Consider the following 16,464-nt stretch of genomic DNA (forward strand, 5'->3'; position numbering starts at 1 on the left):
ACCTTTTTTCCCACCAGGGGTTCATCAGATCCGGACATCAACCCGCCCCGGCCCAACAATGGGCTGGTAGGCAGGGATTGCCGGACCATCTTCCTCAACCTCAATACTAGCAAACCTCGTGCCAGACTTCTGGTCCTGCTGTTTTTCCTGCTGCTGGCGTTGCGCCTGATCGCCATCATCGCGCAAGGAGAAGCTGAGGCTGTTCTGATCGGTGCTCAGCCCGGCCTCCCGCAGCGCGTTTTCCAGGTTACGGCTGTCCTTTTGCAGCAATTCCAGGGTCTGGACGCTGTCCGCCGTCACTTTGGCCCGCAGCTTGCCATCATTGTTGAATTCCAGCTGAACATCGACCCGCCCCAGATCATGGGGGCGGAGCTGGATGGAAATCTTATCATGCCCATCCTGGGCCGCCCGCTGCAACTGCACGGCCACCTGATAGGTGACGGGCGGGTTGCTCCCGGGGCGATGGGCGGCGCCGGGGGCCGTGGCTTGCTTCAGATGCTGGCTGAAATCCGTTGTGCCGATCTTGCTGCCATCGGCGGCGACGCTAAGGCTGCTCTCTTCCACAGCCAGGGTGCTGGCGTGGCCCTGTGCCCCCTGTTGTTCTGCCCCCAACTCGCCCCCCGTGCTGGCATCAGCCTCCCCGACGGCGCGGGCCAGCAGGGTATCAGCCGCACCGACGGCGCTCGGGCTGGCGCTGGCGGGACGTGGGGCTGCCTGTTGCGGCCGCTCTGCGGCGGCCTCCATGGCTGGGCGTGTCATGGCGTCGGGATCGGTGTGCTGGGGGGCCAGCATCCGGCGCTGCTTGCTGGCTTCCTTGACCTCCGCCTTGTGGGGGGCTGGGCTGTCGTGCTCCGTCACCGCCACATCCTTTGCGGCCTGTCCGGCCCCCGTTTCAGCCTGCTGGCGGTTGGCGGGGGTGGTGGCCTGCTGGCGTATGCCGTTGCCCACCGGCCGGTTGAGGCCGGTTGACGGGGCGGCTGTGGTTGTTGCTGTGGCCGCCGTTTCATCATCCGGCGCGGTGGCAGTTGATGCTGCGGCGGTGGCCAGTACGCTTACGTCACCCGCTGCCACTTCCGGGGCCGGTGCGATGCTGATGGCTTTCGGCGTCGGTTGCGCGACGCTGGTCACCGGTTGCTGCTGCTGCTGTTGCTGTTGCGGGGTTGTCTGCCCTTTCACTTCCGGCTGGTCGGATCGGGCAACGGTGACAGGGGCGGGGGAGGCCGGCATTTCCATCTCACCCTTGTTAACCGGGGCGGCAGAAATTGCCGGCTGCTGATCCTTCATTGTCGGTTGCTGCGCGGGCCCGCTCACGGGGCTGGCGGGGGGTGTCTGGGCCGTATCAAGCTGAAGGATGGAGCCCTTTCGGCTTTCCGTCTTTTGCGCCGTGATTGTCACGGCGGGTTGTGGGGCTGCCGCAACGGCGGAAGCTGATGCCGTCTGTTCCGGTACAACCGGCTGCGCCGTCATTTGCGGTGGTGCGGCCAGAGTGGTCGGGCCACTTTGTGTTGCGGTCGTGGCAGCGGTGGTCACCGGGGGCATTGTAATCGGGGTGTCAGCAACGCTCGCGGCCTTAACCCCGGCGATGGCAGCCGGTGCTGCCTTATCTGTCATGCCATTGGAAGCAGGGGCTGAAGCAGGCCCGATGATCGGGTCCAGCTTGCTGGATGCCGTCCCGGAAGTCGGCACGGTCGTGCCAGCCGTCATCGGCTGCGGGATGGCAGAATTGTTATCCGCTTTGACCTCCCCCTGCGGGGGGGAAGTGTCGGTGCCAATGGTGGTTTTGGATGCCATCCCAGAAGTCGGCGCAGTCGTGCCGGCCGTTATCGGCTGTGCGATGGCAGAACCGTTACCCGTTTTGACCTCCCCCTGCAGGGGGGAAGTGTCGGTGCCAATGGTGGTTTTGGATGCCATCCCGGAAGTCGGCGCAGTCGTGCTGGCCGTCATCGGCTGTGCGATGGCAGAACCGTTACCCGCTTTGACATCCCCCTGCAGGGAGAGGGGGGAAGGGGCGGAGCCCAAGGCGGTGCCCAGGGACGTTGCCTGGGGCTGTGCCGGTCCGGGCTGGGCCAGCTTCGTCGCGGCCAGGGCTGTAGCCGCGATCGGGTCACCGGGGGCAACCGGCTGCATACCCGCGGGCAGAACAATCCGGCCGGTCGGTGCTGCCGCTGCGGTCTCCGTGCTGCCGGGTGCCATGGCGGTGGCCGGTGGGCTGGCTTGACCGGGGGCGTTGTTCACCGGCGTGGCCTTGACCAAGGCTGGCTCATTCTCCGCTGTGGGCTTCATAATGCCTGGCACGGCTGCGTCGCCGGTCAGGCTGCGCTGGTCTGACGGGGTGATGGGACGTTCCTGCCCCATCGCCGCCACCGCAGCGCGGGTGGGGTTCAGCGCCGATGCCCCTGTCAATGGCTGTGCAGGCTGGGGCAGTGCCGCCGACGGTTCGGGCGGACGGGCGGTATTGTCCGGCTGGCCAACGGGCAAGGTGGGGGGCATGGCGGCGGCGGTAGCCGTCGCCATATCCGGGCGGGCCGTTGGCCGTTCCTGCTCGCCGGGGATGGCGGTGGCCTGAACCTGTGATGTGGCCGCCTGGGGACGATCTGCGGTGCCAGTGGTGCCCTGCTGCGTTGTCGTTGCCGTGTTGGGGGCAATAATGGCGGGTGCTGGTCCCGTGGCGTCGGGCGGGGGGGCGGGCCGTTGCTGTCCGCGGGTGACGGTCGATGGTGCGGAAACCGCCCCTGTCGCGGCCGGCGTACCCGGCCGATCCAAGGGGATTTCCTGTCCCGACATTGCCGCTGTACTGGCTTCTTTGACCGGGGCCGACACCGGCTGTTCCGCTTGAATGATCGGTTTCTCTTGGCCAAGCACCACCGTCTGCGGCACCGGCACAGGTGCCGGCCTGGCCACAGGCGCTGCATCAGCCTTGCCTGTCGCCACTGGGGCCACGTCATTGGAGACACCAACCGGTGTTTCCACAATAGTCGTTGCCGGCGCTGTCACCATGACGGGGACGGGCATCACCCCATTGTCGGATGCTGCCGGTGTCGCCTGCGTAGGCTTCAGTTCACCTTCTTTCACCTCTGCGCCAGCCTTGCCAGGCTGGGCGGTCGGGAGAGAGGCGTCTTCGACGTCCGATGTACCGGCCACCAGCGCGCGTGCCCGTTGCACAATGCTTTCAACGGTGATCTGTTCCCTGGTGATCTCAACAGGGATCGGCGCACTATGCTGGCTCACCGCTGCCAGCTTTGGCCCGGTGGCGGAGGGGGCCACACCGGGACGCAGTCCGATTATCGTGCTGGTACTGGTGGGGAGGGCGACGGTCTCCAAAACCGGGCCGGCGGCACCCGCGCCCGTGGCGGCGGTGTCCTGCAGCGTCGTGGCGGCGGTGGCTGACTGGCCCGTCTTGGCCGCGGCTTTGTCGGCGAATGCCCCCTGCTGCCGCATCAAGGCGCTGAGATCGTTCAGAAAAGAGGTTACCTCATCGCTGAGCGTTGGTGCGGCTTCACTCGCCTCGCCCATGGCCAGCAGGTTCAGGCCCGCTTGCTGCCAGCGCATTTCGGCGGTTGATGCGGGCATTTGCGATGGCAATGCGGCGGTGTCCGTCGGCACCAGAGCCGGCGCATCCTCCAGGCTTGTCGGAAACACGGAATTCGTTTCGGTTGCATCAGCCGGTGGCGCAAGCCCGAGTTTTTCAGAACCAGCGCGCAGGCTGGAACCGCTGCCGGTGCCGCCGGTGGTGCTGGTATTATCCAGGAAGCCTTTCAGCAGGCGGTTGAAGCTTTCAACCGCCTCATTGCCCGTTGCAGCCGTCTTATCGCCTGCCGCTGTGCCAAGGCCGACCGTGGCACCGGTGGGTGCGGTCGGGGTGGTGAAGAGGCTGGCGATGTCCATGATGGGCTTCCTGCGCTGGTGTCGGCTTCACAGGGATGCAGCCAGCGTGCCAATCGGCGGGCCTTGGAAAGCCTATATGCCGGCGGGTCTGTCCCGTTCGGCAGTTCTGCCGGGCGGTAGTTACTGCCCTGTCCCCCGGCAAGGCTTGCCGGGGGACAGGCCCCCAAGGAAAAGGCGCCCGGCCGGTGGCGGGGCGCCTTTCTGGTGAAGCGGTGAAATACGGGGGCCGGATACCCGGGGGGATCAAAGCCGCCGGTCGAGCGTCATGCTGGGGGCCGTCTTGCGGGCATAGGCTGCCGGCATCACCATGCCGCCGCGCCGCGTATAGGCCCCTTCCTCCGCCCGGGCGCGGTTGATGGCATTGACCATGGTGTTGACGGTGGATTGCGTCACCTGTGCCGCTGCGCGGGCCAACCGTGCATGGGTCAGCGTATGGTCGATGAAACGTTCCGTTTCCTGCTTCAGGCTCTCCCGCACCGCCTCATCCAGGGTACGCAGTTCGTCCGGGTCGTATTTGATCGACCGGACACAATCCTCATAGGTGCGGACCATCAGGGTTTTACGGCTGGCAATGTCCGTCAGGGCTGGCAGGTTGCGGCTGCGGATGGCGGCGTTCTCCTCCTCGAACAAGGTCGCCAGACGCTGCATCGCCTCCACCAGCGCTTGCGCGCGGCTGTTTGCACTCATTTTTCCCCCTTTGTCATCATCCCGGCCAATGGATTGCTGCTCTGGGCCTGTTCCTGCATCCGCAGCATGGCCTGCTTGACCTCGCTGGAAATGCCGACGCCGCCGGCCTTGGCGATCTGCTTGCCATATTCTTCGGTCATCATGCCGCGCCAGGTTTTCTCCGCCTCGCCACCGCCGAAATTCGGGTCGGTATCCACATCGGTCCACATCTGCGTCAGCATCTGCGACAGGAATACCCCTTCGAAATCCTGCGCTGCCTTTTCCACGCCGGGGGCGGTTTCCCCCTGTGCGCCGGGGGATTTCGTGGTGGGCGTGCGGGGCAGGGCGGAACTGCGCACCTGGGCCAGAGCCTGGGCATCAAAGCCGGGGGGGGAGAGTTTGAAGTCGCTCATCACATCACCTCGATCTCGGCCTGGAGCGCGCCAGCGGCTTTGATGGATTGCAGAATGGAGATCATATCACGGGGACCGATCCCCAGCGCATTCAGGTTGTTGACCAGTTCCTGGAGCGAGACACCCGATGGCATGACGGCCAGCTTCTTGTCGGCCCCCTCATCCACCTGAATATTGGTGCGCGGTACCACGGTTGTCTGGCCACCCTGCGACAGCGGCCCTGGCTGGGAAACCTGCGGCGTTTCGGTGATGCGGATGGTCAGGTTGCCCTGGGCGATAGCGACCGTGCTGATCCGTACATTCTCGCCCATGACGATGACGCCCGATGCCTCATCGATCACCACGCGGGCGGTCTGATCGGGCTGCACCCGCAATTGCTCGACATCGCGGATGAAGGAGACCAGATCGGCCTTGCGGGCCATCGGCACATCAATCACCACGGCCGCCGGGTCCAGCGCCTTGGCGGTATTGCGGCCGAACTGCTGGTTGATAGCCTCTGCCGTGCGCATGGCGGTGGTGAAATCCGGGTTGCGCAGGGACAGGCGCAGATAGGGCAGGTCGGACAGGGCGAAATCGATCTCCCGTTCCACAATGGCCCCGCCGGCAATCCGGCCATTGGTGGGCACCCCGCGCGTGACGGAGGCGGCGGCCCCCTGGGCGGAGAAGCCGCCGACGGCCACGGCCCCCTGGGCCACGGCATAGACCTCACCATCCGCACCCAGCAGCGGCGTCACCAGCAGGGTGCCGCCCAACAGGTTCTTGGCATCCGCCATGGCGGCCACCGAGACATCGATGCGCGAGCCTTGTGAACTGAAGGGCGGCAGGGTGGCCGTCACCATCACGGCGGCGACATTCTTGGTGCGGATTGTGTCGCCACGGACATTGACGCCCAACCGTTCCAACATGCCGATCAGGCTCTGTTCGGTGAAGGGGGAGTTATTGATCGTATCGCCGGTGCCATTCAGGCCGACCACCAACCCATAGCCGATCAGCATATTGTCGCGCACACCTTCGATGTTCGCGATATCCTTGATGCGGCTCTGCGCCCCGGCGGTGCCGGGGGTCAGCATCACGGTCAGCGCCGCCACCAGGGCCAGCAGCAGCATCGGCAGCGGGCGGGAGCGGTTGGGGCGCTGGGGCTGGGTCGTCACCATGGCGTCGATCCGATTCTTCAGAAAGTCATTCGGTTCCGGCGGGCATTGTCGCCTCGTCTCGCCCAGGACAATGCCATTTCTGTGCCAGTTGAGCCATTGTGCGGCTTTCCGGCCGTCCGCCGCCCGATTCCTGCCGGGTTGTCGCGGAATTTCACCGCCGCCCTGATCCTTTGGGAAAAATTTGCCCTATGTGTCCAATGCGGCGGGATGATACCTATATAATGTATGATCCCCGGCACCGATACCAAGGTGTCGGTTCCTTGTCGCTTTGATGGGAAGTTGTTGCCACGGCCATGAAGATCGAGGGTCCAGGTTCCGCCCGCCCCGGCCAGGTCCGGAAGGCGCAGAAAAGCGGCGGCGGCATGTTCGCCAGCCACCTGAATGAGGGGGAGGAGGAAGGTGCCGTCCGCTCCTCCGGCTCGCAGTCTGCTGTCGGCATCAATCCCCTGTTCGCCTTGCAGGAGGTGGATGACGCCCTGACAGGCAAGCGTCGTCGTGCCCAGGCGCGGGGAGAGGATATTCTGGACCGGCTGGAGGAACTGCGCCTTGGTCTGCTGACCGGCAGCTTCCCGGTGGAAAAGCTGCACGATCTGGTGCGCATGGTGCAGGTGCAGCGGGAGAATCTGGACGATCCTCGCCTGCAGGAAGTGCTGGATGAGATTGACCTGCGGGCGCAGGTGGAGATTGCCAAGCTGACCAACGGCGGCTGATACGGCCCCGGCTGATCGGTGCCGGCGGGGTTGTGGGGGCGGCCTTCGGGCCGCCCTTGTTGTTTCCGGGTGGAGAATCCGGGATTTAACTCCTTGTTCCAGCGGGGTTTAAGAAGATTGCATGAGTGCCCTGCAGGAATGTTGCGGGGACGGATGCCTCTCCCTATACTCCGCCCCGTTTCGAGGCCCAGGATCGGACCGCTGAAGATGTCGTCATCATCGTTGCCTCTGTTGCCCGCCGGATATCGTCCCAGCGAGGACGAGGAATATATGAATCCCGTGATGAAGCAGTATTTCCGCCACAAGCTGCTGCAGTGGCGGGCGGAACTGCTGCGGGAATCAAGCGAAACTCTGAACAGTCTGCATGAGGATGGTGGCCTGCAAGAGCCGGACATCGCCGACCGTGCGACGCTGGAAACCGACCGGGCCCTGGAACTGCGCACGCGCGACCGGGAACGCAAGCTGATCTCCAAGATCGACAGCGCCCTGGAACGTCTCGCCAATGACGATTACGGTTATTGCGAGGAGACGGGCGACCCGATCGGCGTCCGCCGCCTGGAGGCCCGCCCCATCGCCACGCTGAGCCTGGAGGCCCAGGAACGGCATGAGCGGATGGAGCGCACCCAGCGCGACGATTGATACAAAAAGGCCGGCGCGCAATCGCCGGCCTTTTTCTTAAGCTTCAGCCAAACAGCCAGCTATTGATCAACTGCCGGGAAATGCTGTCCGGCGGCGGCAGGCGGAATGTCTCTGGATCGTGCTGAGCCAGCAGATAATCCCGGCTGAACCAGCGGGCATCCTCCAGCTCTTCCCCATCAACGCGGATATCCAGCGTGGTAGCGCGGGCATGGAAGCCCAGCATCAGGGAAGAGGGGAAGGGCCAGGGCTGGCTGGAATGATAGGTGATATCCGCCACCTGAACGCCCGCTTCCTCCCAGCATTCCCGTGCCACCGTCTCTTCCAGGCTCTCACCCGGTTCCACGAATCCGGCCAGTGTGGAATACATGCCGGGCGGAAAGCGCGACTGGCGGCCCAGCAGGCAGCGGTCGCCATCATGCACCAGCATGATGACCGCCGGATCATGGCGGGGAAAGTGGCTGATCCCGCAGGCGGGGTTGGTGCAGCGCCGGCTGTGCCCGGCTTCGACAATTTCTGTGGCAGAACCGCAGGTGCCGCAGAATCGGTGCCGTTCATGCCAGAGCATCAGCGCCCGCACATAGGCATAAAGGGCGGCCGTCTGCCGGTCCATCAGCCGTGCCACGGCGCGGATTTCCTGGAATCGGCCCAGGGCGGTAAAGGGCGCTGCCGTCTCCGCATCGTCACGGGCGGAGAAATCCAGCGCGAAATAGCTGATCTCCCCCTCTACACCCAGGAAGATGGGGGCGGCACTGGCCAGATCGCGCCACCAGCTATGGTCCGGGGTCAGGAAGACGGGCAGGGGCTGATCATCGCTTCCCGCCACCAAATGCTTGCCGCGCCAGTAAGGCACCAGCCGGGTCTGCGGCCCGGCCAGCGCCAATTGGCTGGCCAGCCAGTCAGGGTCTTTGCGTAAGTGGGCTGCGCGGTCCAGACCGCTGCCGGCATAAAAGTTCAGCTTCGCCATGATGTGGCGGCCTTTGCTGTTGCCTGTGCCAACAAGCCATACGCCCGCAGCCGTAAAAGCAAAAGGGGCGCCCCACGCGGGACGCCCCTTCGCAAAGAACAAGCGGTCTATACCAGGGGGCATGAACCATGCCCCCTGGATGTCGCCTGATCAGAACTTCATGCGGGCGGTCACACCATAGGTGCGCGGCTCGATGATGAAACCGGTCAGGTTGTTGAAGTCGATCGCCCCTTCCAGGCCGCGCTTGTCCGTGATGTTGCGGACAAAGGCGGACAGGTCGAAGCGGCCGCCATCATAGGCGTAACCAACGCGCAGACCACCGATCCAGCGGGCGTCGGAGTGGAACTCCGCCGATTCGTACAGGAAGAAATTGGCCGTGCTCTTGTACGACCAGTCGGTGAAGGCATAGACCTCGTCATTCTCACCCACCGGGATGCCGTAGCGGGCGGTGGTGTTGAAGATCCAGCGCGGGGCCTGCGGGAACGGGTTGCCGTTGATGCTGGCCTGACGCGAGCCGGCGACGGTACGGATCGGGTCCAGCACGGTGCAGCCGCCGGAGCAGGCCGGCACATACAGCGAGGCGTCCTTGATCTCGGTGTCGTTGAAGCTGGTGCCGACGGTCAGCAGCAGGTTTTCCACCGGCAGCAGTTCGATGTCGGCCTCAAAGCCCTTGCCAATGCCCTTGTCGGCATTCAGCAGGGTGTTGTTGTTGCTGACGCCGCCGACGGCGGTGAACTGCTGATCCTTCACTTCATAATAGAAGCCGGTCAGGTTGACGCGGGCGCGCTTGCCCAGCAGGTCGGACTTCACGCCGGCTTCATAGGACATCACCTTTTCCGAATTGGCGGTGGTGATGTTCACGCTGCGCGGCTGGATGGTCGGGGCGCGGAAGCCGCTGGCAACGCGCACGAAGCCGCGCACGTCATCGGTGAAGGCGTAATCGGCGGCCACATCCCAGCTGACGCGCTCGTCGCTGGTCTTGGCGCGGGAGACCGCACCCGCCACCGGATTGCCGGAATTGTAAGCAACTTCGCGGCGCACCAGGGTCTTGTCGTCCTCGGTGTAGCGCAGACCGCCGGTCAGGGTCAGTTGCTCGGTCACGGCATAGGACAGCTGACCGAAAGCGGCCCAGGTGTCGTTATCCTGCACCGAATTGGCCACCGTGGTGCGCTTCAGCACGTCGCTGGAGGAAGCGCCATAGGACAGGTTGGCGAAATCGGCCTTTTCGTTGAAGTAATAGAGGCCGGTTTGCCACTTCAGCGGGCCGTCATTGCTCGACGCCAGGCGCAGTTCCTGGGTGAACTGGTCCACACCATTGATCTTGCTGGCCGATTCGACGGAGAAGGGCACAACGCCGGGGCCCTTGCCGGCCACGCCGCCATCCACGTCGCCGCGCGAGAAGGCGTCGACATATTCATAGGCGGTGATGGAGGTCAGGGTGATGCCATCGAAATCGTACTGGGCGTTCAGGTTGGCGCCGCGCGAATTCACGTCCTGGGTGTTCTGACCATCCGTGTAGGCATGGTAGGGCGAGAAGCCCGACACCAGATCGTTGCTGCCCTTTTTGATGATGTTGGCGCGGAACACGCGGGCCGTGCCGTTCATCGAGCGGAAATGGCCGTTCAGGTTGGCCGTGAAGCGCTCGGTCGGGGTATAGAGGAACTGGACGCGGCCGGCCGTGTCCTCATAGCCCTCCATCGCGTCCTTTTCGCCGGTAAAGTCGTTATCGACATAACCGTCGCGGCGCTGGTGGGAGAGGGAGATACGGGCGGCCAGCACATTGTCGATCAGCGCGCCGCCGACGGCACCTTCTGCCTCAATGGCGTTCCAGCGGCCATAGGAGACCTTGCCATAGCCGTTGGTCTCGAAGCTCGGCTTCACGGAGCTGACGGAGATGATACCGGCCGGCGTGTTGCGGCCGAACAGCGTGCCCTGGGGGCCGCGCAGCACTTCGATCTGCTCCACGTCGAACACCGGGAAACCCTTCATGATCGGGTTTTCCAGCACCACCTCGTCATAGACCAGGCTGACCGGCTGGGAGGCGTTCAGGTCGAAATCGGTGTTGCCCAGGCCGCGAATATAGAAGCGCGGGAAGGTGCGGCCGAAGGAGGACTCGGCATTCAGCGACGGGGTGCGGGCGGCCAGGAAGCGGATATCCGCACCACCGGCAGCGAAATTCGCCAACTGGTCGGCCGTGATGGCCGCCACCGACACCGGTACTTCCTGCAGGTTCTGCGAACGCTTCTGCGCGGTGACGATCACTTCGTCCAGCGTGGCAGGCTCAGCGGCCAGCACGGGGGCAGCCATCAGCATGGCAGCGGTGGCAGCACCAGACAGCAGTGCGGCAGTACGGGTACGGTGGTTCAACATGGTTTGCCTGAATGGATTTTGCGGGGGTCAAGCCCGGCTTCGCTGGCCGGGATCGGATGGCGGCGACGGATAATGCTTTGCGCCGCAACATGCAAAGGCGCTGTTGTAACCGCGTTGCAACAAATCCGCCCCTGTGCCCAAACGGCAACGGTGCAATTTTCCCCTTGCCTTGGCGGCGCGGTGCGCCGATATAGGCGGCGGGAGGTTGGCAGCGGGCGAGTCCCTCGCCAACCCGGTCAGGTCCGGAAGGAAGCAGCCGTAACGAGTTTCGGCTCGGGTCGTTCGTCCAGCCTCCCACCTTCTACAAAATCCGATCTCTGGTGTTGTGACCCCGCTGGCGGGGCCCTGCTCCATTTGTTTTGCCGCGCAATTGCCCATGGCGTCCGGCCCTGGGGGGCACTACATTACAGCCCGACGCTTTCCCAAGCCCGTTGCCGAAGATCAGGCCTGTGACCGACGAGACGACATCAACCAGCCCCGCCGCCGGTGCTGCTTATCGCGTGCTGGCGCGCAAGTACCGGCCGCAGAATTTTGATGAGCTGGTGGGCCAGGATGCGCTGGTGCGCACGCTGCGCAATGCCATCCAGTCTGGCCGCATCCATCAAGCCTATATGCTGACCGGCGTGCGCGGGGTGGGCAAGACGACGACGGCGCGCATCATCGCCCGCGCGTTGAACTGCATCGGCCCGGATGGCACTGGCGGGCCGACCATCAGCCCCTGCGGCGTCTGTGAGATGTGCGTCTCCATCGCCGCTGACCGCAATGTCGATGTGATCGAGATGGATGCCGCGTCCAATACCGGCGTCGATAATGTGCGCGAGATCATTGAGGGGGTGCGCTATGCCCCCTCTTCGGCGCGCTACAAGCTCTACATCATCGACGAAGTGCACATGCTGTCGAAAAGCGCCTTCAACGCGCTGTTGAAGACGCTGGAAGAGCCCCCGCCGCATGTGAAATTCGTCTTCGCCACCACGGAAATCCGCAAGGTGCCGGTGACGGTGCTGTCGCGCTGCCAGCGATTCGACCTGCGCCGGGTGGATCATGGCACGCTGGTCGGCCATTTTAACCGTATCGCCGACAAGGAACAGGTGCCGGTAGAGGCCGATGCCATCGCCCAGATCGCACGCGCCGCCGATGGGTCGGTGCGCGATGGCCTGTCGCTGCTGGATCAGGCCATCGCGTTGGGCGGCGGGTCGGTGACGCTGGCCCAGGTGCGGGACATGCTGGGTCTGGCCGACCGTACCCGCGTGCTGGACCTGTTCGAAGCGACGATGACGGGCAAGCCGGCCGAGGCGCTGGATATCCTGGAAGATATGCACAAGCGCGGTGCCGACCCCATTGTCGTCACCCAGGATTTGCTGGACCTGACCCATTTCCTGACCCGCGCCCGCGTGGTGGCGGGTACTGCCGACGATCCCTCCATCCCGGAGGAGGAGCGCACGCGCGGTGTGGCCCTGGCCGGTCGGCTGGGGATGCCGGCCCTGGCGCGGGCCTGGCAGATTCTGCTGAAGGGGCTGGGCGAAATCCAACATGCGCCGGTGCCGATGCAGGCGCTGGAAATGGTGCTGATCCGCCTGTCCTATACCGCTGACCTGCCTACCCCCGGCGATCTGATCAAGAAGATCAATGAGGCGGGCGGGGCCGAAGCGGCAGCCCGCGCCCTGCATGGCGCGGGTGGGGGCGGGCAGGGTAGTGGTGCCACGGCCCTGGGAGGCGGCATGGTGATGGCGGCAGCCCCGGCGGGCGGCGCCCCGATGGCACTGGTGAATGGCGGCGGCCGCGCCATGGCGGCCCTGGCCCAGCCGGTGCCGGCGGTGGCCCCGGCCGCTCAGCCGGCGGCCGTTATCCTGGAAGACCCGCAGAATTTCCGCGAGGTGGCGGAGCTGTTCCTGGCCAAGCGGGAAGGGGTGCTGGCCGGTACGCTGAAAGCCGCCGTGCATCTGGTGAAGTTTGAGCCAGGATTGATTGAGCTACGCCTGCAACCCTCGGCCCCGCAGAATCTGCCGGGTCGGGTGGGCCAGTTGCTGACGGAATGGACCGGGCGGCGCTGGGTCGTCTCTGTTTCCGGCGCGGCCGGTGAGCCGACATTGGCCGAGCAGGAAAAGGCCGAAGAACTGCGCGTGCGGGCCGAAGCGGCGGAACATCCGCTGGTCAAGGCCATCCTGGAGGCCTTTCCCGGCGCGAAGATTGACACGATCCGTGACCTCTCCGCCGTCACCATGGCGCCGCCACCGGCGGCCCTGCCCGATATTCCCGAAGCGCTGGACGCTTTTGGGGGTGACGAGATGCCCGACAACCCTTATTTCGATGCCCCACCGCCCATGGACGAGGGCGATTATGAAGGAGACTTCTGAGCCATGAAGAATATCGGCCAGATGATGAAGCAGGCCCAGCAGATGCAGGCCAAGATGCAGGAAATGCAGGCCAAGTTGGCTGAGCATGAGGCGACCGGTGTTTCTGGTGCCGGCATGGTCCAGGTTACGCTGAACGGCAAGGGCGACCTGCGCGGCATCAAGATCGACAAGTCCGTCGTCGATCCCGAAGATGTTGAAGTGCTGGAAGACCTGATCACCGCCGCCTTCAACGATGCCAAGGCGAAGGTCGAGGCCTATATGTCGGAACAGACCAACGCCATGATGGGCGGGCTGAAGCTGCCCCCCGGCTTCAAGATGCCGTTCTGATCTGTCCTTTTGATCCCACGATAACGCCCCGGCCCGTCCGGGGCGTTATTGTATGGGCAGCCGCACGTCTGCTAAGTGCTGGAACAATTGCTGAACATCGGCTAGGCTCCGCCGCATGATTGGACCTGAAATCGACCGCCTGATCCAGTTGCTCGCCAAGCTGCCCGGCCTGGGGCCGCGTTCGGCGCGCCGTGTCGCCCTGCATCTGATCAAGCGACGGGATGGCTTGATGGCCCCGCTGGGCGCTGCCCTGGCCGAGGCGGCGGCCAATATCCGCACCTGTTCGGTCTGTGGCAATCTGGATAGCCGCGATCCCTGCCATATCTGCACCGATACCAGCCGTGACCCCGCCTTGCTGTGCGTGGTGGAGGAGGTGGGCGACCTCTGGGCGCTGGAACGTACCGGTGCCTTCCGGGGCCGTTACCATGTGTTGGGCGGCACGCTCTCCGCCTTGGAAGGGGTGGGACCGGACGATCTGGCCATCCCCGGCCTGCTGGAGCGGGCCTCACACCCGGAGGTACGGGAGGTGATCCTGGCCCTGAACGCCACGGTGGGCGGGCAGACGACGGCGCATTACCTGTCTGACCGGCTGGCGCATTGCGGCGTGGCCCTGTCCCGGCTGGCCCATGGCGTGCCGGTGGGCGGGGAACTGGATTATCTGGATGATGGCACGCTGACGGCGGCGCTGCGCTCCCGCCGCAGCCTTTAAACAGACCGGTCGGCTGGCTGCGGCTCCAGAATCATCAGGATGATCTGACCATCGGGATCATGCGGGTTCTGCCGCAGGCCGGGCGGCGGGTCGCAGAAATGCACCGCGCCCATGATCTGGTCAACCGGCCCGCCGGCCTGTTTGCGCATGGGCAGCAGCAGGCGCCGGGAATAGCGCCACTCCTTGCCTTCTGCTACCAGAAAGCCGCTATAGATCAGGGGCTTGCCTTCTTCCAACACCATGTTGAAGATGGCATTACGCCGGGGGGCCGATTCCGGCTTCACCATGTCATCCAGGTAACGGCCTTCCATGGCATGGCCGAACACTTCCCGCAGGCGCGATCCCGCCAGCCGGCACCGGAACCGCTCCCCCTCCCGCTCATAGATGAACATGCAGGGCAGCAGGGGGCGAGGTAGGTCCACCGGGTCCATCAGCCGGCGGTCGGGAACCTGCCCGCCGGCATCGGCCCAGGCGTGACGCCAGATGGTCAGCAGCGCGCGCAGTTCGGGGAAATCGGCCAGCGGTTCGCTGGCCGTGGGCACGGTGCTGATCCTCTCCCTGATCCAGCTTTTCAGCGCCAGTGCCATTGAAACGTTCCGCCCTCTCCGCATCTATGCAGATGATTTTGGATCGGGAGCCGTTAGGTGAAACGCCCCGATCCTGGTTATTTTTTCAACAATGGACGGTTGCGACCGGACCGACAATAGCGGATCAACCGGCCTATCCGCCGGGTTATACCGTTGGTTCAGATCGCCGAAGCAGGAGAGATGATGCGGGCAGAGAGACGGTTGCTGATGCTGGTGGCGGCGCTCTGCCTGACCGGTCTTTTGCTGGTGGGTTTGGCCGGTGATCATGTGGAAGGGATGATGCTGACCGTGTGGCGCGATGCCACCGATCCCGCACTTTATCGTCTGCCGCGCTGGCTGTTGATCTATGTTGAGGATCTGACGGCCCTGGGGGGCCTGCCGGTTACCCTCACTGTTGCCCTGCTGGCGGCCCTGCTGCTGCGGCTGCTGGAGCGGCCGGTCGACGCGGCCCTGATGCTGGTCAGTGCCGGGGGCGGGCTGCTGCTGGGGATGGGGTTGAAGCTGGCCTTCGTGCGCCCCCGGCCCGATCTGGTGCCCCATGCGGTGGAGGTCTTGACCTCCAGCTTTCCCAGCAGCCACGCCACCATGTCAACCGTCACCTATCTCAGCCTGGCCCTGATTGTGGCCGACCGGGTGAGCCGGCCCGCCGTCAAGACCTATCTGCTGGCACTGGGCTGCGGCCTGCCGCTGGCCATCGGCCTCAGCCGGGTGGTGCTGGGGGTGCATTGGCCCAGCGATGTGCTGGGCGGCTGGGCCTTCGGGGTGGCCTGGATACTGCTGTGCCGTTCTGTCGCTTTCCGCTTTCAGCCCGCGCATTGAGCTTGCCGGCCGATCCGTTCCGCGCGACTCTGCCGGAAATGACCAGCGGGGAGGGGATGATGCGGGCAAGCAGGCTTATGGCGACCGGAATGCTGGGCCTGGTGTTGCTGGGCGGCTGCTCCCTGCCACGGATGCCGATCATGCCCTGGCGCGACCTGAACCGCGAACGGGCGGAGGCCGCACTGGCTGCACATGATTATGTCATGGCCCAGCGTTTTTATGAGGAGCGGATACACGACGAACCGCAGGACATGTTGGCCCATTACCGGTTGGCGGAAATCTATGAAAAGGTCGGCCGGCCCCAGGATGCGGAGCGCCAGTATCGGGTGATTTATGTAGAGGGAGTGACCGATCCGCTACCCCTGCCCGGCGGGATGGAAGGGGAGCCGATGGGGCAGGCGGCCTGGAAACAGATCAACCGTATCCGGGCGGGCGTGCCAGCCCCAACCCCCTGATCACGTCACCCATAACTTTAAACTTGGCGGCTAAGCCATTCATTCCGCTGCGATGGCGGGAGCCATGTCATGGCCATGATCATTGCAGGCGGTGGGGCGGGCAGCCCCCACCATGTCGCGGATCATGCTGACGCAGCGGCCGCATTGCGGGGTCTTGCCACAGGCCTTGAAAACCGATGCGACGCTGGACGCCCCATTTTCCACGGTACGGCGCACAGACTTGCAGTTGATGGCGTTGCAGACACAAACGTACATGCCATTCCCCGGCCTTTTGCCGCCTTCATCCAACGGCGCTGATTAGATACTGCAAATCACTCTCACCGGCAATCGGAAAATTTCTGAAGGTGGCCAGGACAGCCTTAGCGCAAGGGAGGTTTTTGAATTTCGCCTGCTTCAAAGTGGGGAAATTATG

Annotated in this window: 15 protein-coding genes and 1 other RNA gene; 8 read left to right on the forward strand and 8 right to left on the reverse strand. The window is 64.5% G+C overall.

Annotated elements, in window-relative coordinates:
- Positions 1–24: 24 nt before the first annotated feature.
- The 4 genes from PCJ49_RS01040 to PCJ49_RS01055 all read right to left on the reverse strand — a co-directional run bounded on the left by PCJ49_RS01040 (position 25) and on the right by PCJ49_RS01055 (position 6,118).
- Positions 25–3,885 (reverse strand): flagellar hook-length control protein FliK, encoded by a 3,861-nt coding sequence (locus PCJ49_RS01040; protein WP_269909308.1) that lies wholly within the window; start codon positions 3,883–3,885, stop codon positions 25–27.
- 243 nt (positions 3,886–4,128) lie between these two features.
- Positions 4,129–4,572, reverse strand: coding sequence for a hypothetical protein (locus tag PCJ49_RS01045; RefSeq protein WP_089286956.1), 444 nt, complete (start codon positions 4,570–4,572; stop codon positions 4,129–4,131).
- Positions 4,569–4,964, reverse strand: coding sequence for a rod-binding protein (locus PCJ49_RS01050; protein ID WP_269909309.1), 396 nt, complete (start codon positions 4,962–4,964; stop codon positions 4,569–4,571). Before PCJ49_RS01050 ends, PCJ49_RS01045 begins: the two co-directional genes overlap by 4 nt.
- On the reverse strand, positions 4,964–6,118 hold the full coding sequence (locus PCJ49_RS01055; RefSeq protein ID WP_269909310.1) for a flagellar basal body P-ring protein FlgI: 1,155 nt from the start codon (positions 6,116–6,118) through the stop codon (positions 4,964–4,966). The genes PCJ49_RS01050 and PCJ49_RS01055 overlap by 1 nt, the downstream gene beginning before the upstream one ends.
- A gap of 293 nt (positions 6,119–6,411) precedes the next feature.
- On the opposite strand from PCJ49_RS01055, the gene PCJ49_RS01060 reads away from it, so the two are divergent.
- Both PCJ49_RS01060 and dksA read left to right on the forward strand, forming a co-directional pair.
- Entirely contained in the window at positions 6,412–6,828 is a 417-nt protein-coding gene (locus PCJ49_RS01060; RefSeq protein WP_269909311.1) for a flagellar assembly protein FliX, read from the forward strand.
- Between the two features lie 207 nt (positions 6,829–7,035).
- The gene (dksA, locus tag PCJ49_RS01065; protein ID WP_089286960.1) at positions 7,036–7,467 is read left to right on the forward strand and encodes an RNA polymerase-binding protein DksA; all 432 of its coding nucleotides are present in this window, start codon (positions 7,036–7,038) and stop codon (positions 7,465–7,467) included.
- 43 nt (positions 7,468–7,510) lie between these two features.
- Here dksA and nudC read toward each other — a convergent pair whose 3' ends face one another.
- Positions 7,511–8,431 carry an NAD(+) diphosphatase gene (gene nudC / locus PCJ49_RS01070; RefSeq protein ID WP_269909312.1) on the reverse strand — a complete coding sequence of 307 codons (921 nt, stop codon included), beginning with the start codon at positions 8,429–8,431 and terminating at the stop codon, positions 7,511–7,513.
- Between the two features lie 150 nt (positions 8,432–8,581).
- Positions 8,582–10,801, reverse strand: coding sequence for a TonB-dependent receptor (locus tag PCJ49_RS01075; RefSeq protein ID WP_269909313.1), 2,220 nt, complete (start codon positions 10,799–10,801; stop codon positions 8,582–8,584).
- Between the two features lie 200 nt (positions 10,802–11,001).
- Between PCJ49_RS01075 and ffs the strand changes: the two genes are divergently transcribed.
- The 4 genes from ffs (at position 11,002) to recR (ending at position 14,191) form a co-directional block, all read left to right on the forward strand.
- An RNA gene (gene ffs, locus PCJ49_RS01080) (signal recognition particle sRNA small type) lies at positions 11,002–11,099 on the forward strand.
- A 151-nt stretch (positions 11,100–11,250) separates the two neighbouring features.
- Positions 11,251–13,155, forward strand: coding sequence for a DNA polymerase III subunit gamma/tau (locus PCJ49_RS01085; protein ID WP_269909314.1), 1,905 nt, complete (start codon positions 11,251–11,253; stop codon positions 13,153–13,155).
- Positions 13,156–13,158: 3 nt separating this feature from the next.
- The gene (locus PCJ49_RS01090; protein ID WP_153204614.1) at positions 13,159–13,482 is read left to right on the forward strand and encodes a YbaB/EbfC family nucleoid-associated protein; all 324 of its coding nucleotides are present in this window, start codon (positions 13,159–13,161) and stop codon (positions 13,480–13,482) included.
- 115 nt (positions 13,483–13,597) lie between these two features.
- Positions 13,598–14,191: a recombination mediator RecR gene (recR, locus tag PCJ49_RS01095; protein ID WP_269909315.1), complete on the forward strand. Its 594-nt coding sequence runs from the start codon at positions 13,598–13,600 to the stop codon at positions 14,189–14,191.
- On the opposite strand, the gene PCJ49_RS01100 is transcribed toward recR, so the two are convergent.
- Positions 14,188–14,778: a PAS domain-containing protein gene (locus PCJ49_RS01100; RefSeq protein WP_269909316.1), complete on the reverse strand. Its 591-nt coding sequence runs from the start codon at positions 14,776–14,778 to the stop codon at positions 14,188–14,190. The genes recR and PCJ49_RS01100 overlap by 4 nt on opposite strands.
- Before the next feature lie 153 nt (positions 14,779–14,931).
- On the opposite strand from PCJ49_RS01100, the gene PCJ49_RS01105 reads away from it, so the two are divergent.
- A complete protein-coding gene (locus tag PCJ49_RS01105; protein ID WP_269909317.1) occupies positions 14,932–15,597 on the forward strand; it encodes a phosphatase PAP2 family protein in 666 nt (221 codons plus the stop codon).
- A gap of 89 nt (positions 15,598–15,686) precedes the next feature.
- Positions 15,687–16,052: a tetratricopeptide repeat protein gene (locus tag PCJ49_RS01110; protein WP_269909318.1), complete on the forward strand. Its 366-nt coding sequence runs from the start codon at positions 15,687–15,689 to the stop codon at positions 16,050–16,052.
- A 39-nt stretch (positions 16,053–16,091) separates the two neighbouring features.
- On the opposite strand, the gene PCJ49_RS01115 is transcribed toward PCJ49_RS01110, so the two are convergent.
- Positions 16,092–16,307, reverse strand: coding sequence for a (2Fe-2S)-binding protein (locus tag PCJ49_RS01115; RefSeq protein ID WP_089286969.1), 216 nt, complete (start codon positions 16,305–16,307; stop codon positions 16,092–16,094).
- Positions 16,308–16,464 lie beyond the last annotated feature (157 nt).

The organism is Niveispirillum sp. BGYR6 (genome assembly GCF_027568365.1).
Taxonomy (GTDB): Bacteria; Pseudomonadota; Alphaproteobacteria; order Azospirillales; family Azospirillaceae; genus Niveispirillum.

Bases quoted from the DNA above. Each gene is read 5' to 3' on its own strand.
- PCJ49_RS01040 (WP_269909308.1), bottom strand. From the start codon at position 3,885: ATGGACATCGCCAGCCTCTTCACCACCCCGACCGCACCCACCGGTGCC.
- PCJ49_RS01090 (WP_153204614.1), top strand. From the start codon at position 13,159: ATGAAGAATATCGGCCAGATGATGAAGCAGGCCCAGCAGATGCAGGCC.
- PCJ49_RS01075 (WP_269909313.1), bottom strand. From the start codon at position 10,801: ATGTTGAACCACCGTACCCGTACTGCCGCACTGCTGTCTGGTGCTGCC.
- dksA (WP_089286960.1), top strand. From the start codon at position 7,036: ATGTCGTCATCATCGTTGCCTCTGTTGCCCGCCGGATATCGTCCCAGC.
- PCJ49_RS01050 (WP_269909309.1), bottom strand. From the start codon at position 4,964: ATGAGCGACTTCAAACTCTCCCCCCCCGGCTTTGATGCCCAGGCTCTG.
- nudC (WP_269909312.1), bottom strand. From the start codon at position 8,431: ATGGCGAAGCTGAACTTTTATGCCGGCAGCGGTCTGGACCGCGCAGCC.
- recR (WP_269909315.1), top strand. From the start codon at position 13,598: ATGATTGGACCTGAAATCGACCGCCTGATCCAGTTGCTCGCCAAGCTG.
- PCJ49_RS01115 (WP_089286969.1), bottom strand. From the start codon at position 16,307: ATGTACGTTTGTGTCTGCAACGCCATCAACTGCAAGTCTGTGCGCCGT.
- PCJ49_RS01060 (WP_269909311.1), top strand. From the start codon at position 6,412: ATGAAGATCGAGGGTCCAGGTTCCGCCCGCCCCGGCCAGGTCCGGAAG.
- PCJ49_RS01045 (WP_089286956.1), bottom strand. From the start codon at position 4,572: ATGAGTGCAAACAGCCGCGCGCAAGCGCTGGTGGAGGCGATGCAGCGT.
- PCJ49_RS01110 (WP_269909318.1), top strand. From the start codon at position 15,687: ATGCTGGGCCTGGTGTTGCTGGGCGGCTGCTCCCTGCCACGGATGCCG.
- PCJ49_RS01100 (WP_269909316.1), bottom strand. From the start codon at position 14,778: ATGGCACTGGCGCTGAAAAGCTGGATCAGGGAGAGGATCAGCACCGTG.
- PCJ49_RS01055 (WP_269909310.1), bottom strand. From the start codon at position 6,118: ATGGTGACGACCCAGCCCCAGCGCCCCAACCGCTCCCGCCCGCTGCCG.